Below are 20,900 nucleotides of genomic sequence, written 5' to 3'. Positions count from 1 at the left end.
GGTCTCCCTAATACGCGGAAAGCCTCCGGATCGCCTCGGTGACCTTGTCGACGGTCGGGATCACCTCGGCTTCGAGCGAGTCGGCGAACGGCAGTGGCACGTTGGCGCCGGCGACCCGCTTGATCGGGGCGTCGAGCAGTTCGAAGCCCTCGTCGGCGACGACCGAGACGACGGTGCCGCCCCAGCCGCCCTGGTACGGGTTCTCCTCCACGACGACGAGCCGGGAGGTGCGCTCGAGCGAGCGCAGGACGGTGCGCATGTCGAGTGGGATGAGGCAGCGCAGGTCGATCACCTCGACCGAGATGCCCTCGCCGGCGAGCTGGTCGGCCGCCTTCAGCGACATCGGCACGGTGGAGGCCAGCGCCACGACCGTGACGTCGGTGCCCTCCCGCACCACCGCCGCCTCGCCGAGCTCGATCAGGTGACCTTCCGGCGGGCGCGGCCCGGAGCCCGCGAGCAGCGCCTTGTGTTCGAAGAAGACGACCGGGTCGTCGCTCCGGATGGCCGCCGCCATCAGGCCGATCACGTCGGCCGGCGTGGACGGCGCCACGATCTTGAGTCCGGGTACGGTGAGCGCCCAGTTCTCCACCGCCTGCGAGTGCTGGGCGCCGAAGCCCAGCCCGCCGCCGTTGGCCGTGCGCACCACCAGCGGCACGGTCACCTGGCCGCCGGTCATGTAGCGCGCCTTGGGGATCTCGTTGGCCAGGTAGTCCCAGCAGCAGGCGAGGAAGTCGCTGAACATGATCTCGGCGACCGGCCGCATCCCGGTCATCGCCGCGCCCATGGCGGCGCCGACGATCGCCTGCTCCGAGATCGGCGTGTCCCAGATCCGCTGCGGCCCGAACTCCTTGTACAGCCCGACAGTCGTCTTGAACACGCCCTCCGCGGCACCGATGTCTTCGCCGAGGCAGACCACGGTGGGGTCCCGCCGCATCTCGCGCGCGATCCCCTCCGCGACGGCGTCGCGATACGAAATCAGGTCCGCCATGCCGCTCCCCCGTCCGCCCACACGTCGGTGAAAGCCAGGGCCGGCTCCGGCTCCGGCGCCTTCCTGGCCGCCGCGACCGCCGCGTCCACAGTGGCCACCGCGCGCTGGTCGCGGTCCGCGATCTTTTCCGGTGGTACGCCGAGCGCCTCCAGCCGCGCCCGGGCCACGTCGAGCGGGTCGTGCTTCATCCAGCGCTCGACCTCGTCGGCGGGGCGGTACTTGGCCGGGTCGGCCCGGCTGTGCCCGAAGTGGCGGTAGGTCTGCGCCTCGATCAGCGTCGGCCCGTCGCCCTTGCGCGCCCGCTCGGCCGCCCGCGCCACCGCCTCGTGTACGACCACCACGTCGTTGCCGTCGATGATCTCGGCGGGCATGTCGTATCCGCCGGCCCGGTCGGCGGCCGGGTTGGGCACCGCGGTCACCGCCTCGATCGGCGTGTACTCCATGTAGAGGTTGTTCTCGCAGACGAAGATGACCGGCAGCGACCACACCGCGGCGAGGTTGAGCGCCTCGTGGAACGCGCCGATGTTGGTCGCGCCGTCGCCGAAGAACGCCACCGCCACCTGGCCGCTGCCGCGCAGCTTCGCCGACCACGCGGCCCCGGCGGCCATCGGCAGGTGGGCGCCGACGATCGCGTACGAGCCGAGCATCCCGCTGGCCGCCTTGGTCAGGTGCATCGAGCCGCCCTTGGCCTGGCACAGCCCGGTGGCCCGGCTCATCAGCTCGGCCAGGCACTCCTCCGGCGTCGCGCCGCGGGCCAGCGCGTGGTGGTGCCCCCGGTACGTGGCGAACACGTAGTCGTCCGGGCGCAGCGCGGCGCTCGCCCCGACCGCCACCGCCTCGTGCCCGGCCGCGAGGTGCGTGGTCCCCTTGACCAGCCCGGACATGAACAGGTCGTGGGCCGCCTTCTCGGTGCGCCGGATCAGCACCATCTCCGCGTACGCGTCGAGCAGCTCCTCCGGCGTCATCGGCTTCCCCCATCGAGCGTGTTGAGGTGGGACTGGGCCTCGCGCTCGCTCGGCAGCGGGCCGTCCACCGCCCAGTACCGGCGACCGGCGACCAGCAGCTTCTCGGCGGGAAACTTCGTGATCACCTCGCAGCCGTCGGCGGTGACCACGACCTCCTCCTCGATCCGGGCCGCGGAGTAGCCGTCCCCCGCCGGCCAGTACGTCTCCAGCGCGAAGACCATGCCCTCTTCGAGCACTTCCGGATGGTCCAGCGAGACGAGGCGGCTGAACACCGGCTTCTCCCAGATGGAGAGCCCGACGCCGTGCCCGTACTGGAGCGCGAACGCGGCCATCTCGTCCGGGAAGCCGAACTCCTCGGCGCGCGGCCACAGCGACACGATGTCGGCGGTCGTGGTGCCCGGCTTGACGAGCGCGATCGCCTGGTCCATGTACTCCCGGCACCGCGTGTACGCGTCACGCATCCCGCGCGACGCGCTGCCCACCGCGAAGCAGCGGTAGTAGCAGGTGCGGTAGCCCATGTGGCTGTGCAGGATGTCGAAGAACGCCGGGTCGCCGGGGCGGATCAGCCGGTCGCTGTAGACGTGCGGATGCGGGGCGCACCGCTCGCCGGAGATCGCGTTGACCCCCTCGACGTACTCGCTGCCGAGGTCGTAGAGGACCTTGCTGACCAGGCCCACGCACTCGTTCTCGCGGACGCCGGGCCGAAGGAACTCGTACAGCTCCTCGTAGGCCGCGTCGACCATCGCGCACGCCTGGGCCAGGAGGCTGATCTCGTCACGGGTCTTGATCCGGCGGGCCTCCAGGAAGAGCTGCTGACCGTCCACAACGGTCAGTCCCTCGGCCTGGAGCGCGGCGAGCACCGGCATCTCGATGAGGTCGACGCCGACCGGCGCGTCGGCGAGGCCGTGCTCGCGCAGCACCGTGGCGACCTTCCTGGCGACGTCGGCGGCGATGCCCGCGTCCGGATGGAACGCGCCGCGCAGCGTGGAGATGCCGGCCCGGGCCCGCTCGGCACCGTCGAGCCACGGGTTGTAGAGCTGGTGGTGGCGGGCGGCGGAGCCGAAGTCCCAGATCACCGGCTCGCCGCCGCGCGGAAGCACGGCGAACCGGATGAGCTTGTCCATCGCCCAGGTGCCGATGTGCGTCGACGTCAGATAGCGGATGTTGGAGAAGTCGAACGTGAGCAGTGCGCCGAACTCCGACGCGTCCAGCTTCGCCTTGAGCCGGTCCAGGCGCTCGCGGCGCAGCCGGCCCAGGTCGACGCGCTCTTCCCAGTCGACGGCGTTTGTCCCGAACGTACGGATAGCCACCGCGTCCTCCTCACTGAGGCGACACCTCAGTGAAGGACGTGTTAAGGGCTTGTGTCAAGCGTCACTTAACGGTCGCCCGGCGTTCAGGGCTCTTCGTGCACGTACCAGACGCCGATCGCGGGCGTCACGCCATCGTTGCGGTAGCGGTGCGGAGTGCTCGACGGGAACGAGACCGCGTCGCCGGGACGCAGCAGGTGCTCCTCGAAGCCGAGCGTGAGGGTCAGCTCCCCTTCGACCAGGAAGCCATGCTCCAGGCCGGAGTGGCGCATGAGCTGGTCGCCGCTGGACGAGCTGCCTCCCGGCGCGTACGTCACCAGCAGGAAGTCGACCCGCGTGCCGGGCAGGTGGCCAAGCCGCTCCCAGGTCACGCCGGAGTCGAGCTGGAGCACCTCGCGCGCCTCCGGCCGCACGACCGGGCCGATGCGATGCCCGGCCGGCTGGGTCACCCCGTGCGCCGCCTGGAGCATCACGCCGGAGAGCGGCCCACCGACCGGGCCGACCCGCACCTGGGCGCCGGTCGCCTCCACCTCGCCACCGTCGAAGACGTCCTCGACGGAGATCCCCAACGCCTTGGTGATCGCGTACAGCGTGCTGACCGACGGGCGGCTCTTGCCCGTCTCGATCTGGGAGATCAGGCTCGCGGAGACGCCCACCGCCCGGGCCAGGGCGCGCAGGCTCATGCCGTGCCGCAGCCGCGCCTCGCGGATGCGCTCGCCGACCGGCGGAAGAGCAGTGGCCACGCCCGCATCGTACAGCGCTGTTGAACAAAATCACGGAGCCCATAGATCGCTTTGAGTCATACAATGGCTACGCATCGGATAGGAGGTGGAGGTGGCCGGCGAGAAGCGATATACGCCAGTCGTCGGCATGCGCGCCATTTTCACCGCCGCCGCCGCATTGTCCCTCCTGTTTGGATACATTGGGCTTCATCAGTATATGGGCGATTCAGCCCAGTTCACCGACGTGCTGTACGCCTCCTTGCAGCTCTTCGTGCTCGAGTTGCCCGCGTCCGGCGACACCGGCCCCTACCCGGTGCCCCTGGAGATCGCCCGCTTCGCCGCGCCCGGCGTCACGTTCTACGCGCTGGTCGAGGCGCTCCGGCTGCTCTTCGCGGCGGAGGCGCAGCGGCTGCGCGCCCGACGTGCCCGCGGTCACGTGGTGATCTGCGGCGACGGCCCGATGGCGACAAGCCTCTCCCGGCAGCTGCGAGCGACCGGCCACCGGGTCGTACAGATCGCCGAAAGCCGGGTCGAGAGCTCCGGCCGCCGGGCTCCGTTGCAGGTGCTCGGCGACGCCCGCAACCCCGACGTGCTCCGGGCGGCCGGCGTCGCGCACGCCAGCGCGCTGTACGCCTGCACCGAAGACAGCGCCACCAACACCGCCATCGCGCTCGCGGCCGGCCGGCGGGATCGTGGCGAGCGCCCTCTGGCGGTGTACGCCCAGGTGCAGGACCCCGAGCTCTGCCTGGCCCTCCAGGCCCGCCACCTCGGCACGAGCGAGCCGCCGGCGATCCGCCTCGACTTCTTCAACATCGACGACCTGGCCGCGCGCCACCTGCTCGCCAAGGAGCCGATCATCCCGCCGCTCGACCGGCCACCGCGGTTTCTCGTCGTCGGCGCCACCACGTTCGGCCGCGCCATCATGGTGGAGATCGCCCGGCAGTGGCGCGTGCTCGCCCCGGCCGGGATGTGGCGGGTCGAGGTGGCGGTGGTCGACGACGCGGCCACCTCGGTGATCGACGAGCTGACCTTCCGATACCCGTTCCTCAGCAAGGCGTGCGAGCTGACGCCGTACGACGAAAACCTGCTCGCGATGCTCGCCGAGAAGACCGCACCGGAAGCCCCCGACCGGGTCTTCATCTGCTACGAAGACGAGCAGTTGGCGCTGAAGACCGCGCTGATCGCCGACCGCCTGTGGCAGGGCGGCCGGGGCTCGGTGATCGTCCGGCAGGATCAGCTCGCCACGTTGCAGACCGCCTTCGACGGCGCCCGTGACGAGCGGATCTTCGACGAGGTCTCCGGCACGCTGCGCCTCTTCGGCGTGGTCGACGCGGCCTGCGCCCCCGGCCTGATCCGCGACGACCTCGGCGAGCGACTGGCCCGTGTGATCCACGAAAGCTACCTGGTCGCCCGGCAGCGGCGCGGTGAGGGGCCCGACGAGGCACCGTCCATCGTGTCCTGGGGGCGCCTGCCCGACCGGCTCAAGCAGGAAAACCGCGCCCAGGCCGCCGACATCGGCCGCAAGCTGCGGGCGATCGGCTGCGTACTGGCGCCACGCGTGGCCGCCGGCGGCGAGCACACGCTCACCTCGCCCGAGCTCACCCTGCTGGCCAGCATGGAGCACGAGCGGTGGCTGGCGGCCCGCCTGCGCGACGGCTGGCAGTTCGCCGAGGAGCGCGACGACGCCCGTATGCTTCATCCGGCGATCCGAGGTTGGGCCGATCTGCCGGACAACATCCGGGCGGTCAACGCCGACGCCATCCGCGAGCTGCCCTCGATGCTCGCCGACTCCGGCTTCCGCATCGTGCGGATGAGAAAGGGATCGTGATGGCGCGCATCGGGATCACCGGACACGCCCGCCTGGCCAGGGGCACCGCCGAGCTGGTGTACGACGCACTCACCGCCGAGCTGGCGCGGTACGCGGGAGACGGGCTCCGCGGCATCACCTGCCTGTGCGACGGGGCCGACCAGATCTTCGCCCGTGCGGTGATCGAGCGCGGCGGCGAGCTGGCGGTCGTACTCCCCGCCGACGACTACCGCGAGCGACTTGTCGACCAGGACGACTTCGACCGTCTGCTGGGCAAGGCGACTCACGTGTCCCGCATGCCGTTTCGCAGCTCCGACCGGCGGGCCTTCAAGGCGGCCAGCGAAGAGGTCGTACGCCAGAGTGAGCTGCTCCTCGCGGTGTGGGACGGCCGCCCGTCACGCGAGCTGGGCGACACCGCCGACGTGGTCGGCACCGCGCACTCCGCGGGCCTGCCGGTGGTCGTGCTCTGGCCCGCGGGAGCCCGCCGGGCCTGAGCATTTTGGGGTCTGTCGCCCTTGGTTCCGGCATTTATACTCACCGTTAAGCGTCTCGCTGCCGGAGCGCTTCAGGCACGGCGGAGCCGGGCTGACCGGCTCGACCCGAGCTGAGCCCCGCCCTCGACTGGCCCACCCGTCTCTGGCCGGAGACGGGTCCCCGGTCGAGGCTCTGTCGAAGGCTCGGAGGTGCGGTTGCTGTACTTTTTTCTCAGCTACGCCCGAGGCGACGAAGACGATCTGGTCCGGCAGTTCTACAACGATCTGAGCGTGGAAGTGCGCGTCCGCGCGGGTCTGCACAAGGACGCCGAGGTGGGGTTCATCGACTCCCGCATGAAGGCGGGCACCGTGTGGTCGGCCGAGCTCGCGGATGCCCTCTCCCAGTGCCGTTCGTTCATCGCGCTGCTGTCCCCGCGCTACTTCCTGAGCCGCCCCTGTGGGCAGGAGTGGCAGATCTTCGCCGATCGCGCCGCGCGCTACCAGGAAGAGATCGGCATCGAGCCTTCAGCGCTCAAGCCGTTACTCTGGGTTCCTCTCGCGCCCGGCAAGATGCATCCCGTCGCGGCGCGCATCCAGTTCTCCTCCGACCTGCTCGGCGACACGTGCGTACGCCAGCTGATGCGGCTGCAACGCCATCAGGACGCCTACCGCGAGTTCGTCTTCGACTTGGCCGGCCAGATCGTGGAGAGCGCCGAGACACATCCGATCCCAGAAGGACACCGATACGCCGACCTCGAAAGCGCACCGAGCATCTTCCACGCACCACCGCCCAGCCGCACCGAGTCGCTCAACGGATCTGAGGGGGCAGCCGCCCTCGACCCTCTCACGGTCCACTTCGTCGTCGCGGCCCTGACCCGGAGCAAGGCGCTGTCCGTCCGCTCCGACCGCCAGGTCTACGGTGACCGCCCGCGCGACTGGGCTCCGTACCATCCCGTTCGGTCCAGCCCGCTCGCCGAGTACGCCTCCGGCATCGCGGAGAGCCGCAGCTTCGCCTCCCGGGTCGCCGACCTGGAGGAGCTGGCCGAGCGGGCCGAGCTGGCCAGCCAGCACAACCAGATCGTCGTGTTGCTGGTCGACGCGTGGGTGACCGAGTTGGAGGAGGCCAGCCAGGTGCTGACCGCCTACAACGCCCGGGAGATCCGCGAGCGCGAGCCGACCACGGCCGTGCTGATCCCGCGGAGCCTCGAAGACCGGGAGACGGTGCAGCACTGGCGGCGCCTGTCCGAGGAGTGCCGGCGGATCTTCCGCCGCACCTCCGACGACGACGAGCTCTACCGGTCCAACATCCCCACCTTCCAGGCGTTCGAGCACGACCTGCCGGCCGTGCTGGAGGTGGCGATGAACCGCATGTTCGTCAACGGCACCATCCAGCGCCAGCCCGGTGGGGAGACCAGCGCCGACCGACCCATGCTCGACGCGCCATGACGGCGGGGTCCACACGACAGGAGGCACGTTCGTGACGGAGAGCAACGGCGGCACCATCGTCACGTTCTACTCGTACAAGGGCGGCACCGGCCGCACCATGGCCCTCGCCAACGTCGCGTGGATCCTGGCCAGCCAGGGCAAGCGCGTGCTCGCGGTCGACTGGGATCTCGAGTCCCCCGGGCTGCACAAGTACTATCACCCGTTCCTGCTCGACAAGCACCTGCGCACCTCGCCGGGCGTGATCGACATGATCCGCGACTACGCGACCGCGATGATGCAGCCGATCCACGACTCGGAGACCACCGAGTGGCTGGCGTCACACGCCGACGTCCTGCGCTACGCGGTCTCGCTCGACTGGCAGTTCCCTGACAAGGGGTTCCTCGACTTCCTCCCGGCCGGCCAGCAGGACTCGTCGTACACGCGGATCGTCAGCACGTTCGACTGGTCGGCCTTCTACGAGCGGATGGCGGGCAACACCTTCCTCGACGCGCTGCGCCGCAACATGCGGGAAAACTACGACTACGTGCTGATCGACAGCCGCACGGGCGTCAGCGACAGCGGCGGCATCTGCACGGTGCGCCTGCCCGACGTGGTCGTCGACTGCTTCACCATGAACGCGCAGAGCATCGACGGCGCCCTCTCCGTCGCCAAGTCGATCAACCGGCAGCGCGCCGATCGCCCGGTGCGGCTGCTCCCCGTGCCGATGCGGGTCGAAGACGCCGAGCAGGTCAAGCTGGAGGCGGGTCGCGACTACGCGCGGCAGAGCTTCGCGCCCTTCCTCGGGCGGCGCTCCGCCGAAGACGTCAACGAGTACTGGGGCGACGTCGAGATCCCGTACAAGCCGTTCTACGCGTACGAGGAGATCCTCTCCGCGTTCGGCGACCGGTCCCGGCAGGAAAACTCGCTGCTCGCGGCGTACGAGCGGCTGGCCAATGTGATCACCGAGGGCGAGGTGCAGCAGCTCGCCCCGCTCGACGAGCGCGTACGCCGGCGGTGGCTGGCCGCCTTCGAGCGGCGCCGCCCCGCGGGCACGTCCGACGTGTTCATCAGCTACACGGCGGTCGACCGGATGTGGGCGGAGTGGATCAGCGGCGAGCTCGACGACGCCGGGCTGCGGGTCGCCATGCGCGAGGTCGACTTCCCAGCCGAATCCGACTCCGGTGGCGACGTCTCCGCGATCCTCGCCGACGCGACCCGGGCGATCGTGCTGCTCTCCCAGGACTACGTGCAGTCGCCCAACGCCGCCGACCTGTGGAAGCTGGTCGCCAGCCGCGACCCGGTGAGCGGCACTCCGTTCCTCGTACCGGTGCGGCTCGACAACGTGCGGGTCGGACCGCCCTTCCACGACCGTGTGCCGGTCGACTTCGCCGGGCTCACGGAGCAGCGCGCGACCGAGGTGCTGCTGGAAGCACTCGACCAGCCGATCTACCCGCGCCCCACCACCTCGCCGGCCGGGGAGGAGGGCCAGACCCCGCGCCGCCGCTTCCCGGCCCTGGAGCCACCACTGTGGAGCGTGCCGCAGCGCAACGGCACGTTCACCGGGCGCCGCCGCACGCTGGAGGCACTGCGCAACCGCCTCTCCGCGACCGGCACGGCCGTGGTGCCGCAGGCGCTGCACGGCCTCGGCGGCGTGGGCAAGACCCAGATCGCCCTGGAGTACGCGCACCGATTCCGCGCCGACTACGACGTGGTGTGGTGGGTCTCTGCCCAGCTCACCAGCGTCGTGCGCTCCTCGCTGGCGTCCCTCGCCGATCAGCTCGGCCTCCCCACCGGCGACAGCGTGACCGAGCGCGTGCGCGCCGGGCTGGAGGCGCTGCGCCAGGGGCGTCCCTACCGGCGGTGGCTGCTCATCTTCGACAACGCCGACGATCCGGCCCAGCTTCGTGAATACCTCCCGCAAGGCCCGGGCCACGTGCTGATCACGACCCGCGACCAGGCGTGGGCGCGCGAGGCGCACGTGGTGGAGGTCGGCGTCTTCACCCGGGAGGAGAGCATCGCCTTCCTGCACCGGCGCATCCCACACCTGTCCGACACCGACGCCGAGCTGGTCGCCGAGCGCCTGGGCGACCTCCCGCTCGCCATCGAGCAGGCCGGCGCCTGGCTGGCCGCCACCGCGATGCCGGTCGCCCACTACCTGGAGCTGCTGGAGACCCAGCCGCTGAAGATGCTCGAAGAGGAGCTGCCGCCCGACTACCGCTCCAGCTCGGCGCAGCCGTGGCTGGTCTCGCTCGACAGCCTCCGCCAGCGCAGCCCGGCCGCCGCCAAGCTGCTGGAGATCTGCGCGTTCTTCGCGCCGGAGCCGATCCCGGTGTCGCTCGTCTACAGTGACCGGTTCATCGAGGCGCTGCTGCCATACGACCCGTCGCTGCGCGAGCGGATGCTGGTGGGGCGGGCCATGCGGGAGATCAGCCGCTACGCGCTCGCCCGCGTCGACTCCGGCCGCCCCGGCCCCACCTCCTCCGTCCGCCGCCGGATCGCCGACCGCGGCGACGACGGCGGAGGCCAGAGCATCCAGTTGCACCGCCTGATGCAGACCATCATCCGGGCCACGCTCACCCCCGAGCAGCGGGCGGAAAACCAGCACCAGGTGCACGAGATCCTCGCCGCGGCCAATCCGGGCGACGCCGACAACGCCGAGCACTGGCCGGTCTACGCCGACCTGTGGCCACACCTGATCCGCTCCGGCGTGCTCGACTCCGACTCGCCGCACGTCCGCCAGCTCGTGCTCGACATGGGCCGCTACCTGTGGAAGATCTCCGACTACCCGACCGCGCAGGCGTTCGCGGAGCGGGCGATCACGCAGTGGGACCGCACGCACGGGCCCGACGACCAGCCGACGCTCATGATGCGCTACAACCTCGCCTGCGCGCTGCGCCTCCAGGCCGACTACACCGCGGCGTACGCCATCGACGACGACGTCTACGGCCGGCTGACCCGCACCGCCGGCGACGACCATCCGTACACGCTGATGGCGGGCGGCGGGCTCGCGGCCGACCTGCGCGCGCTGGGGCAGCTGGCCCGGGCCCGCGACCTCGACGAGCAGATCGAGTCGCGGTGGCGGGAGGCGTTCGGCGAGGAGCATCCGCGTACGCTCACCGCCGGCCACAACCTGGCGATCTCGCTCCGCCTCGCCGGCGACCTGCGCAGCGCGCTGATCCTCCAGGAGCGCACGCTCCAGCGCCGCCGGGCCGTACACGGCGAGCTGCACCCCTGGACGCTCTACTCGGCCGGCAACTACGGGCGCGACCTGCGCGACACCGGCGACCTGCGGGAGTCCCGCCGCGTGCTGGAGACCGCGCTCAACGGTCACCGCCGCGTGCTCGGCGAAGACCACCCCGAGTCGCTGCGGGCCGCGAAAAACTTCGCCGTGACGCTGCGCAAGCTCGGCGAGTTCGAGCAGGCGTACGCGCTCAGCGCCGACACGCTCGCCCGCTCGCTGCGCGTACACGGTCCGCAGCATCCCGACTCGCTCGCCTGCTCGATCAACCTCGCCTCCGACGAGTCCGCCCTCGGCCAGGATCTGAGCGCCCGTCGCCGGGCCACTCCGGTGTACGAGTGGTACCGCTCGACGATGGGCGAAGACCACGCGTTCACGCTCGCGTACGGCAACAACCTCGCCATCTTCATGCGCAAGGCGGGCGACCTGGCGGCCGCACGCGAGCTGACGAGCATGGTGGTCGAGCGCTTCACCGCGACGGTCGGGCCGGACCATCCGTACACGCTGGTGGCCGCGGTCAACCTCGGCGACGAGCTGTTCCAGTCCGGCGACTTCGGCGGCGCCCGGGCCAGCGACGAGCAGGCGTACCCACGGATCCGCCAGGTGCTCGGCGCCGAGCATCCGGACACTCTCGCCGCGGGCAGCAACCTCGCGATCAGCCGGCGGGCCGACGGCGATCGGCCCGGCGCCAACGCGCTGATGGAGTCGCTGATGGCCAGCTACCGCCGTGTGCTGGGCAACGACCACCCCAACACCGTGGCGGCGGCCAACTGGTCCCGGCTGAGCTGTGACCTCGAACCGCCGCCCACGTGACGCGTCCCGCGTGTCGGTCAGCCGACTCTCCCCGCCCGAGGTTGATGGCAAGGTGCCTGCATGCCAGTTGACGTATTTGTCAGCTACGCGGGTCCGGACCGTCCGTGGGCGGAGTGGGTCGCGTCCCAGGTGGAGGCCGCCGGCCGCACGGTGGAGCTGGATGTGTGGGATTGGGCGCCGGGCAGCAACGCGGTGCTGAAGATGAACGACGCGCTCACCGCGGGCCAGGTGGTCGCGCTGTACTCGAAGGCGTACTTCGAGCGTGACCGGTTCACCGGCGACGAGTGGACCGCCGTGCTGGCGCAGCGCCCGGACGCGGAGGGGCGGCGGCGCCTGGTGCCGCTCCGCCTGGAAGACGTGAAGCCGCCGCCGGTCCTCGCGCCACTGGTCTATGTGGACCTGTTCGGGCTCGACGAGGCGCACGCCCGCGACGCCGTGCTCTCCGCGGTGCTCGGCCCGAGGCGCCCGACCGGCCCGGTGCCCTTCCCGGGCGCGGTAGCGGTCTCGCGGCTGCCCGGCTCGCTGCCCCAGGTGTGGAACGTGCCGCCCCGGCTGAGTGCCTTCACCGGGCGTACCGCGCTGCTGGCCGGGCTGCGCGAGCGGCTCACCAGTGGCGACCGCGCGGTGGTGCAGGCGCTGCACGGCATGGGCGGTGTCGGCAAGACCCAGCTCGCGATCGAGTACGCGCACCTGTTCGCCGGCGACTACGACCTGGTCTGGTGGATCGACGCCGAGCGGCCCGAGCTGATCGGCGAGCAGGTCGCCGCGCTCGGCTCGGAGATGGGCTGGGTACAGGCGGGCACCGCCGACGCCACCACCGCCCGCACCGTGATGGCCCGGCTGCGCCGGCTGTCCCGGTGGCTGATCGTCTTCGACAACGTGGAGACCGCGCACGACCTGGAGCCGTGGCTGCCCCCGCAGACCGGCCACACCGTGATCACCTCGCGGAGCGCGGGATTCCGCGGGATGGCGGCGGCGGTGAGCGTCGACGTGTTCGCCCGCGCCGAGTCGGTGGCGCTGATCCGGCAGTACCTGCCGACCCTCTCGCCGGGGGACGCCGACCGGCTGGCCCACGCGCTGGGCGACCTGCCGTTGGCGCTGGCGCAGGCGGTCGGCCTGATGGAGGAGATCCGCATCCCGGTCGCCGCGTACCTCGCCGAGCTGGACGGCCAGGCGCACCGGCTGCTGGCGGAGGGGCGACCGCTGGGCTATCCCGTACCGCTCGCGGCGGCGGTCGAGCTGTCGACCCGGCGCCTGGCGGCCAAGGACCCGGCGGCCGTACGCCTGCTTCACCTCTGCGCCCACCTCGCGCCGGAGCCCATCCCGCTGCCGTGGTTTTCGGCCGCCCCGGAGGAGGTGCTCGGCGAGACGCTGGCCGCGGTGGCGGCCACCTCGTTCGCCTTCCACCGCAGCCTCGGGCGGCTGGCCCAGCTCGGCCTGGCCCGGATCACCGAGCACACCATCCAGTTGCACCGGCTGACCCAGGCCGTCCTGCGTGACCAGCAGGCGCCGGCGGAGTGGGCCGAGTACCGGCAGCTCGTCGAGCGGCTCGTCGCGGCGGCCGAGCCGGGCGACGACGGCACCGATCCGCGCTCCTGGCCGGCCTGGACCGCGCTGCTGCCGCACCTGCTCGCCCTCGACCCGGCGACCGCCGGCGAGAAGATCCGTTCCACCGCCTGCAACGCGCTGTGGTACCTGCTGATGCGCGGCGACTACGCCACCGCCCTTCTCTGGGCCGCCGCCTGGCACCGCGGCTGGCTGGAACGCCTCGGCCCGGACGATGTCCACACGCTGTGGGCGGCCAACCAGGAGGCGGAGGCACACCGCAGCCTCGGCCACTACGCACAGGCGCGGGCGATCAACGAACAGACCCTCGCCCAGCGTCGGAAGAGCCTGGGCGACGACGACGCCCGTACGCTGGTCTCCGCCAACAACCTGGCCGTCACGCTCTGGCAGATGGGCGAGCACGAGGCGGCCCGCGTCCTCAACGAAGACCTCCTGGAGCGCCGCCGCCGCACGCTCGGCGAAGACGACCAGTCCACGCTGGTCTCCGCGCACAACCTGGCCACCAACCTCTGGGAGGCCGGCGAGTACGAGCAGGCCCGCGCGCTCAACGAAGACACGCTCGAACGGCGACGGCGCACCCTCGGCGCCGACCACCTGTACACGCTGACCTCGGCCAACAACCTCGCGGTAAACCTGCGCGGGCTCAACGACCACGAAGGCGCCGCGGCCCTCGACGAAGACACGCTCGAACGGCGGCGGCGGGTCCTCGGCCCCGACCATCCGGACACGCTCGTCTCGGCGGAAAACCTCGCGTCCACGCTCCGTCAACTTGGGCGGAACGAGCGGGCCCAGGCCCTGGAAGACGACACGCGGGCCCGGCGGCGCCGGCTACGCGGCGAGGAGCCCGGCGATCACGAGTGAGCCGCAGCGTGCGGTCACTCCAGGTGATAGCGCAGCCACCGGAGCTGCCGGCGGACGTGCACCGCCTCGCCTCCCTCGTGGTGGTTGAAGGGGTACGCGTACAGCGCGCGGTCGTCGGCGCCGTACTGGTTGTAGGCGGCGTACACGGTGCTGGGCGGGCACACCGTGTCGCGGAGCCCCACGCCGACGTGCGCCGGCGCGGTGGCCCGGCGGGCGAAGCACACACCGTCTACGTAGGACAGAGTGCGCCGCGCCGCCTCCTCGGCCTCGCGATGCACGGCCAGGAACGTGACGATCTCGCCGTACGGCGCGGCGTCGGTGATGTCGATCGCCCGCTGGATGTGGCACAGGAAGGGCGCGGTGATGACCAGCCCGGCCAGGTCGGGCACGAGCCCGGCGACCGCGAGCGCGATCCCGCCGCCCTGGCTGTTGCCGGTCACCGCGACCCGCTCCGGGTCGACGCCGGGCAGAGCGCGGACCGCCTCGACCGCGCGTACGGCGTCGGTGATGAGCCGGCGGTAGTAGTAGTCGTACGGGCTGAGCAGGCCCCGCGTGACGGGACCCGGGCCGCCGAGCGCGTTGCCGTGCGGATCGGGCGTGTCGCCACCGGTGCCGTACTGCCCGCCCTGTCCACGCGAGTCCATCAGCAGGTGGGCGTATCCTGCGGCCGACCACGTCAGACGCTCGTGCGGAAGCCCGCGCCCCCGGCCGTATCCGAGGTATTCCACGACGGCCGGCAGCGGATCGTCCACCCCGGCCGGTCGCGTGTACCAGGCGCGCACCGGGTCGCCGTCGAAGCCGGCGAACGTCACGTCCCAACTATCCACAAGCGACAGCTCGTTTCGGTGCGGCCGTACGTCGACGAGGACCGGCTTGACCGAAGCCTGATCCAGAGTGGACTGCCAGAAGGCGTCGAAGTCGGGCGGCTCGATCACCGCGGGCGCGTACCGCTCCAACTGGTCGAGGGGGAGGTCGAAGAGCGCCATCAGACCGCCCGCCCGTCGCGCACCGCACCGTCCGAACTGCTCGCTTCGCTCCTGCGCTGCGGCCCTTCCGGCCCTGGGGGCGCTGTGCTCTCCCGCACGACCAGCTCGGTGACCAGGTCTATCCGGCTTGTCGCCGGCTCCTCCCCGCGCGCGAGGTCGAGCAGCATCCGGGTCGCGGTGCCGGCCATGTCGCGCAGCGGCTGGTTGACGGTGGTGAGCGCCGGGCCGACCCAGGTGGCGACCGGCAGGTCGTCGTAGCCGACCACGGACAGGTCGCGTGGCACGTCCAGGCCGAGCCGGCGTGCCGCGCGCATGACCCCCAGGGCCTGGATGTCCGACCCGGCGAAGATGGCGGTCGGGCGGTCGGGGCGCTGGAGCAGCTCCAGCCCGTGGTCGTTGCCGCTGTGCGCGGCGAAGTTGCCGTAGCGCACCAGCTCCGGATCGACCGGTACGCCGACCTCGTCGTGCGCGGAGCGGAAGCCGGCGACCCGGGCCCGGCTGCACAGCACGTCTTCCGGGCCGGAGATGACCGCGATCCGGCGGTGTCCGAGCGCCAGCAGGTGGCGGGCGGCGAGGAGCCCGCCGTTCCAGTTGTTGGAGCCGACGGTGGGCACGGAGGCCGACGTCGCGCTGTCGGTGTCGACCACGACGAACGGTATGCGCTGCCGCTGGAGCTGGCGCTGCTGTGCCTGGGAAAGGTGGCAGAGCACGAGCACCACGCCGAGCGGGCGGCGGGCGAGCACGGCGTCGAGCCAGTGCTGGGGCGGGCTGTGCGCGCCGTCCAACTGGGAGAGCACGATGTCGACCTTGGCGGCGGCGGTCACCGTCTCCACGCCACGGATGATCTCCATGGCCCAGGCCGTGCCGAACTCGTGGAACACCAGGTCGATCTGGTGGGCGGTGGGCGGCTGGCGCGTGGCGCGGCGGCGGTACCGGTGGCGCTCGAGGCTGGCCTCGACGCGCGCGCGGGTCTCGGGCGCGACGTCCGCGCGTCCGTTGAGGACCTTGGACACGGTCGTGACGGAGACGCCGACCTCGCCGGCGATGGTCGCGATGGTGGCGGATCCGGGCTTGGTGACCGGACGGGGAACAGTCATCGAAAACTCACGCAGCCTACTCGGAAGTTTCGGCAGACTCCGCCACGGGCGACCCGACCAAGGCCAGCCTCGCCAAGGCCGGGGGCAGCCGCGCCCAGGGCATGACCCACGGACCATACACCAAGTTGACCATTGCAATCGAGCCTCTTGACATCGATCGGCGACGACGCCTAATTTGCCGCTAGATGTAACGGAGTTTTTGCGGAAACTTTCGAAGGCTTTCGCACGGAGTGGCGTTCTCTCGCCGCTCGTCGATCGAAGGGTTGGCATGGCAGGTCAGGTACCGGTCGAGACCGAACTCGCGCCCGCGACCAGGCGGTGGCGGGACCCCGCGCTCTCGCCCGCCGAGCGAGCGGACGCGCTCCTGCCAGAGATGACGCTCGAAGAAAAGATCGCCCAGCTTGTGGGGGTCTGGGTAGGTGCCGACGCCTCGGGCGGTGGTGTCGCGCCACACCAGGCCGACATGATGGACGGCGTGCCGTGGAGCACCGTGATCCAGCACGGTCTCGGCCAGCTGACCAGGCCGTTCGGCACCGCGCCGGTCGACCCGGTGCAGGGCGCCCGCTCGCTGGCGGTCTCCCAGGCGGAGATCGTCGCGAAGAGCCGCTTCGGCATCCCCGCGCAGGTGCACGAGGAGTGCCTGACCGGCTTCGCCACCTGGCGGGCGACCGCCTACCCCACGCCGCTCGGCTGGGGCGCCGCGTTCGACCCCGAGTTGGTCGAGGAGATGGCGGGGCACATCGGCCGGTCGATGCGGGCCGCCGGCGTGCACCAAGGGCTGGCACCGGTACTCGACGTGACCCGCGACTACCGGTGGGGCCGCACCGAGGAGACCATCGGCGAAGACCCGTACCTGGTGGGCAGCGTCGGCGCCGCGTACGTGCGAGGGCTCGAGCGCGCCGGTGTCGTCGCCACGCTCAAGCACTTCGCCGGCTACTCGGCCTCCCGGGGCGGGCGCAACCTGGCGCCCGTACCGATGGGGCGACGCGAGCTGGCCGACGTGGTCCTGCCGCCGTTCGAGATGGCGCTGCGGCTCGGCGGTGCCCGCTCGGTGATGAACTCGTACACCGACGTCGACGGCGTACCGGCCGCGGCCGACGAGGCCCTGCTGACCGGGCTGCTGCGCGCCGAGTGGGGCTTCACCGGCACGGTCGTCTCCGACTACTTCGCGGTGAAGTTCCTGCTCACGCTGCACGCCGTCGCCGCCGACGCGGTGCACGCGGCCGCGCTCGCCCTGCGCGCCGGCATCGACGTCGAGCTGCCCACGGTCGACGCGTTCGGGCCGGCGCTGGTCGAGGCCGTCCGCGCCGGCGCGGTCGACGAGGCGCTGATCGACCGCGCCGCCCACCGCGTACTCGCCCAGAAGGCCGAGCTGGGCCTGCTCGACGAGGGCTGGCAGCCGCTCCCCGAGGACGCCGACGGGCTGTGCCTCGACGACGAGACCGGCCGCGACATCGCCCTGCGCCTGGCCCGCCAGTCGATCGTGCTGCTGCGCAACGAGGGCGCCGTGCTCCCGCTCGCGCCGGCGGCCCGCGTGGCCCTGATCGGCCCGGTCGCCGACGACCCGCTCGCCATGCTCGGCTGCTACGCGTTCCCCACGCACGTCGGCGTACGGCACCCCGACCACGAGGTCGGCGTGGAGATCCAGACGCTGCGCACGGCCCTCGGCCGGCTCGTGCCCGGCCTGGTGTACGAGCCGGCCTGCGAGATCAGCGGCGACGACGCCTCCGGCATCGCCGCCGCCGTGGCCGCCGCGGCCGCGAGCGACGTCTGCGTGGTGGCCGTCGGCGACCGTGCCGGGCTCTTCGGGCGGGGCACGTCGGGCGAGGGCTGCGACGCCGTCGACCTGCACCTGCCCGGCGTCCAGGCCGAGCTGGTACGGGCCGTGCTCGCCACCGGCACGCCGGTGGTGCTCGTGCTGCTCACCGGCCGGCCGTACGCGATCGGCGACGAGTACGCCGCGGCGGCGGGCATCGTGCAGGCCTTCTTCCCCGGGCAGCGGGGCGGGGAGGCGCTGGCCGAGGTGCTCACCGGCGCGGTCAACCCCTCCGGCCGCCTGCCGGTCGGCGTACCTCGGGACGCCGGCGGCCTGCCCGCCACCTACCTGGCGCCGCCGCTGGGCCGCCGCACTCAGGTGTCCTCTGTGGACCCGACGCCGGTGTTCCCGTTCGGGCACGGCCTGAGCTACACGACGTTCGAGTGGTGCGACGCCTCCGGCGACACCGAGTGGCCGGTCGACGGCGAGGCGACCGTACGGATGACGGTCCGCAACACCGGCGAGCGGGCCGGCACCGAGGTGGTCCAGCTCTACCTGCACGACCCGGTCGCCCAGGTCACGCGCCCGGTGGTCCGGCTCGTCGGCTTCACCCGCGTGTCGCTGGAGCCGGGCGAGGCAGCCCGCGTGACGTTCACCGTTTCCGCCGACCTGACCGCCTTCACCGGTGTGGACGGGCGGCGCGTCGTGGAGCCCGGCGACGTGGAGCTCCGCTTTGGACGGTCGAGCGGCGACCTGGTGACCGCGCTGCCGCTGCGCCTCACCGGCACCGAACGCGAGGTCGGCCACCACCGCCGCCTCCTGGCCCTGGCGCGTGTGGATCGCGCCGTGCCGGCGCCGCAGGCCGCTCGGGAGGGGCACGGGGCGAGAGAGGGCACCGCATGAGTGAGCGAAGCGACCGAGTCATCAGGCACGGCGTTCTTGAAACCTCGTGGTCGCCCGCGGCGAAGCGGGGACGGCCATGAGTGCCCCGAAGATACTCGACCCACCGCCGACAGCGCTGGCGGAGCCGCCGCTCCCGCCCGTGACCCGCAAGGTGCGCAAGCGCCGGGGCGGCTGGCGGCGGGCGATCCGCAAGGACTGGCAGCTGTACTCGCTGGCGATCCTGCCCCTGGTGTTCTTCGCGATCTTCCGGTACGCGCCGATGATCGGCAACGTCATCGCGTTCCGGCGGTTCCAGCCCGGTGGCAGCATCCTCGGCGAGTACTGGGTCGGCCTGCGCTACGTGAAGATGTTCGTCAACGACCCGACGTTCTGGGACGTCTTCACCAACACGCTGATCCTCGGCACGGCGACGCTGATGGTCTGTTTCCCGCTCCCGATCGTGCTCGCCCTGCTCCTCAACGAGGTGCGGACCCGCTACCTCAAGCGGTTCGTGCAGTCGGTGTCGTACCTGCCGCACTTCCTCTCCATCGTGATCGTGGCCGGCATCCTCGGCCAGATGCTCTCCATGGACGGCGTGATCAACCAGGCGGTGCAGGCGTTCGGCGCCGATCCGGTCCCGTTCCTCCAGCGGGCCGAGTGGTTCCGCACGATCTACGTCTCGTCCGAGGCGTGGCAGACCGTCGGCTGGGGCACGATCCTCTACCTCGCCGCTTTCACCACGATCGACGAAGACCTCTACGAGGCGGCGCGGATCGACGGCGCGAACCGGTGGCGCCAGACCTGGCACGTGACGCTTCCGGGCATCCGGCCGACCATGATCACGCTGCTGATCCTCAACATCGGCACGTTCATGGCGGTCGGCTTCGAGAAGATCCTGCTGATCTACAACCCCCTGACCTATCCGACCGCTGACGTCATCGCCACCTACCTGTACCGGGTCGGCATCGTCTCCGGCAACCTCAGCTACGCCGCCGCCATCGGCCTCTTCGAGGCGCTGATCGGCCTGGTGCTCGTGCTGGCCGCCAACACCATTTCCCGTCGCACAGTGGGGACGAGCCTGTGGTGACCATCGCCAAGCCCCGGCTCACCGTCCGCCGGAAGCCGCGGGGTCCGCGGGACAGCCGGGGATACCGCGTCTTTCGTGGCTTCAACGCGGTCATCCTGACCGGCGTCGTGATCGTGACGCTGTACCCCTTCGTCAACATCGTGGCCCGCTCGCTCAGCGACCAGTCGTACATCATCGCGGGCAAGGTCAACCTCATCCCGAAGGGCTGGGACATCACCGGCTACCGGCACGTGATGTCCGACTCCCTTTTCTGGATCAACTACCGCAACACCGTCTTCTACACAGTCGTCGCCACCGCCGTCGCGATCGTGTTGACGACCTGCTACGCGTACGTCCTCTCGAAGAAGCACCTCAAGGGCCGCAACTTCCTGGTCGGCGTCGCGGTCTTCACGATGTTCTTCAACGGCGGCCTGATCCCCAACTACGTGCTGGTGACCAGCCTCGGCCTGAAGAACAGCGTCTGGGCGATCGCGCTGCCGAACGCCATCAGCGTCTTCAACCTCCTGGTGATGAAGGCGTTCTTCGAGAGCCTGCCCCTCGAACTCGAGGAAGCCGGTGCCGTCGACGGGCTCAGCACGTACGGAATCCTGCTCCGGATCGTGCTGCCGCTGTCGAAGGCGATCGTCGCCACGATGGTGCTCTTCTACGCGGTCTCCTTCTGGAACTCCTGGTTCTCCGCGTTCCTCTACATGGACCGGTTGGACCTCTTCCCGGTGACGGTCTACCTACGCAACCTCATCGCCGGGGCAACGGGCGCCGAAAACGCCGGCGCCATCGCGGAGGCGGACGAGGTGCAGGTCGACGCCACCATCCAGTCGGTCACCATCATCCTCACCACCCTGCCCATCCTCGCGGTCTATCCCTTTGTCCAGCGGTACTTCGTCTCCGGCATCATGCTCGGCGCTGTGAAGGGTTGACCGCGCAAGC

14 protein-coding genes are annotated in these 20,900 nt (G+C 71.2%); 8 read left to right on the top strand and 6 right to left on the bottom strand.

Features of this window, described 5'->3' with window-relative positions; translation table 11 throughout:
- Nucleotides 1-7 precede the first annotated feature (7 nt).
- From ACFFIA_RS09495 to ACFFIA_RS09480, 4 genes are all read right to left on the bottom strand, one after another.
- On the bottom strand, nt 8-988 hold the full coding sequence (locus ACFFIA_RS09495; protein ID WP_377248690.1) for an alpha-ketoacid dehydrogenase subunit beta: 981 nt from the start codon (nt 986-988) through the stop codon (nt 8-10).
- Entirely contained in the window at nt 976-1,953 is a 978-nt protein-coding gene (locus tag ACFFIA_RS09490) for a thiamine pyrophosphate-dependent dehydrogenase E1 component subunit alpha (protein WP_377248687.1), read from the bottom strand. Before ACFFIA_RS09490 ends, ACFFIA_RS09495 begins: the two co-directional genes overlap by 13 nt.
- The gene (locus ACFFIA_RS09485; protein ID WP_377248684.1) at nt 1,950-3,263 is read right to left on the bottom strand and encodes a M24 family metallopeptidase; all 1,314 of its coding nucleotides are present in this window, start codon (nt 3,261-3,263) and stop codon (nt 1,950-1,952) included. Before ACFFIA_RS09485 ends, ACFFIA_RS09490 begins: the two co-directional genes overlap by 4 nt.
- An 83-nt stretch (nt 3,264-3,346) precedes the next feature.
- A complete protein-coding gene (locus ACFFIA_RS09480) occupies nt 3,347-4,003 on the bottom strand; it encodes a helix-turn-helix domain-containing protein (protein WP_377248681.1) in 657 nt (218 codons plus the stop codon).
- 196 nt (nt 4,004-4,199) lie between these two features.
- On the opposite strand from ACFFIA_RS09480, the gene ACFFIA_RS09475 reads away from it, so the two are divergent.
- The 5 genes from ACFFIA_RS09475 (at nt 4,200) to fxsT (ACFFIA_RS09455) (ending at nt 14,165) form a co-directional block, all read left to right on the top strand.
- Nucleotides 4,200-5,810, top strand: coding sequence for an NAD-binding protein (locus tag ACFFIA_RS09475; RefSeq protein WP_377248678.1), 1,611 nt, complete (start codon nt 4,200-4,202; stop codon nt 5,808-5,810).
- Nucleotides 5,810-6,283, top strand: coding sequence for a hypothetical protein (locus tag ACFFIA_RS09470; protein WP_377248675.1), 474 nt, complete (start codon nt 5,810-5,812; stop codon nt 6,281-6,283). Before ACFFIA_RS09475 ends, ACFFIA_RS09470 begins: the two co-directional genes overlap by 1 nt.
- A gap of 195 nt (nt 6,284-6,478) precedes the next feature.
- Complete coding sequence (locus ACFFIA_RS09465; RefSeq protein ID WP_377248672.1) at nt 6,479-7,708, top strand: TIR-like protein FxsC; 1,230 nt, start codon at nt 6,479-6,481, stop codon at nt 7,706-7,708.
- 31 nt (nt 7,709-7,739) lie between these two features.
- Nucleotides 7,740-11,738 carry an FxSxx-COOH system tetratricopeptide repeat protein gene (gene fxsT, locus ACFFIA_RS09460; RefSeq protein ID WP_377248669.1) on the top strand — a complete coding sequence of 1,333 codons (3,999 nt, stop codon included), beginning with the start codon at nt 7,740-7,742 and terminating at the stop codon, nt 11,736-11,738.
- Between the two features lie 60 nt (nt 11,739-11,798).
- Entirely contained in the window at nt 11,799-14,165 is a 2,367-nt protein-coding gene (gene fxsT / locus ACFFIA_RS09455) for an FxSxx-COOH system tetratricopeptide repeat protein (protein ID WP_377248666.1), read from the top strand.
- Between the two features lie 14 nt (nt 14,166-14,179).
- On the opposite strand, the gene ACFFIA_RS09450 is transcribed toward fxsT (ACFFIA_RS09455), so the two are convergent.
- Together ACFFIA_RS09450 and ACFFIA_RS09445 are read right to left on the bottom strand one after the other, a co-directional pair.
- Nucleotides 14,180-15,151, bottom strand: coding sequence for an acetylxylan esterase (locus ACFFIA_RS09450; RefSeq protein WP_377248663.1), 972 nt, complete (start codon nt 15,149-15,151; stop codon nt 14,180-14,182).
- Complete coding sequence (locus tag ACFFIA_RS09445; RefSeq protein ID WP_377248660.1) at nt 15,151-16,248, bottom strand: LacI family DNA-binding transcriptional regulator; 1,098 nt, start codon at nt 16,246-16,248, stop codon at nt 15,151-15,153. The genes ACFFIA_RS09450 and ACFFIA_RS09445 overlap by 1 nt, the downstream gene beginning before the upstream one ends.
- A 268-nt stretch (nt 16,249-16,516) precedes the next feature.
- On the opposite strand from ACFFIA_RS09445, the gene ACFFIA_RS09440 reads away from it, so the two are divergent.
- The 3 genes from ACFFIA_RS09440 to ACFFIA_RS09430 all read left to right on the top strand — a co-directional run bounded on the left by ACFFIA_RS09440 (nt 16,517) and on the right by ACFFIA_RS09430 (nt 20,890).
- Nucleotides 16,517-18,907: a beta-xylosidase/alpha-l-arabinosidase gene (locus tag ACFFIA_RS09440; protein WP_377248657.1), complete on the top strand. Its 2,391-nt coding sequence runs from the start codon at nt 16,517-16,519 to the stop codon at nt 18,905-18,907.
- A gap of 76 nt (nt 18,908-18,983) precedes the next feature.
- On the top strand, nt 18,984-19,973 hold the full coding sequence (locus tag ACFFIA_RS09435; protein WP_377248654.1) for an ABC transporter permease: 990 nt from the start codon (nt 18,984-18,986) through the stop codon (nt 19,971-19,973).
- Entirely contained in the window at nt 19,970-20,890 is a 921-nt protein-coding gene (locus tag ACFFIA_RS09430) for a carbohydrate ABC transporter permease (RefSeq protein WP_377248651.1), read from the top strand. The genes ACFFIA_RS09435 and ACFFIA_RS09430 overlap by 4 nt, the downstream gene beginning before the upstream one ends.
- Nucleotides 20,891-20,900: the final 10 nt, after the last annotated feature.

This window comes from Phytohabitans kaempferiae, assembly GCF_042433955.1.
GTDB classification, from domain to species: Bacteria; Actinomycetota; Actinomycetes; order Mycobacteriales; family Micromonosporaceae; genus Phytohabitans; species Phytohabitans kaempferiae.
The sequence above is the reverse complement of the archived record's forward strand: the minus strand, read 5'-3'. Positions and strand labels throughout refer to the sequence as shown.

What these genes read in the sequence shown, in the direction of transcription:
- ACFFIA_RS09490 (WP_377248687.1), bottom strand. Translation starts at nt 1,953, where the DNA reads ATGACGCCGGAGGAGCTGCTCGACGCGTACGCGGAGATGGTGCTGATC.
- ACFFIA_RS09435 (WP_377248654.1), top strand. Translation starts at nt 18,984, where the DNA reads ATGAGTGCCCCGAAGATACTCGACCCACCGCCGACAGCGCTGGCGGAG.
- ACFFIA_RS09470 (WP_377248675.1), top strand. Translation starts at nt 5,810, where the DNA reads ATGGCGCGCATCGGGATCACCGGACACGCCCGCCTGGCCAGGGGCACC.
- ACFFIA_RS09440 (WP_377248657.1), top strand. Translation starts at nt 16,517, where the DNA reads ATGGCAGGTCAGGTACCGGTCGAGACCGAACTCGCGCCCGCGACCAGG.
- ACFFIA_RS09450 (WP_377248663.1), bottom strand. Translation starts at nt 15,151, where the DNA reads ATGGCGCTCTTCGACCTCCCCCTCGACCAGTTGGAGCGGTACGCGCCC.
- ACFFIA_RS09475 (WP_377248678.1), top strand. Translation starts at nt 4,200, where the DNA reads ATGGGCGATTCAGCCCAGTTCACCGACGTGCTGTACGCCTCCTTGCAG.
- fxsT (WP_377248666.1), top strand. Translation starts at nt 11,799, where the DNA reads ATGCCAGTTGACGTATTTGTCAGCTACGCGGGTCCGGACCGTCCGTGG.
- ACFFIA_RS09495 (WP_377248690.1), bottom strand. Translation starts at nt 988, where the DNA reads ATGGCGGACCTGATTTCGTATCGCGACGCCGTCGCGGAGGGGATCGCG.
- ACFFIA_RS09445 (WP_377248660.1), bottom strand. Translation starts at nt 16,248, where the DNA reads ATGACTGTTCCCCGTCCGGTCACCAAGCCCGGATCCGCCACCATCGCG.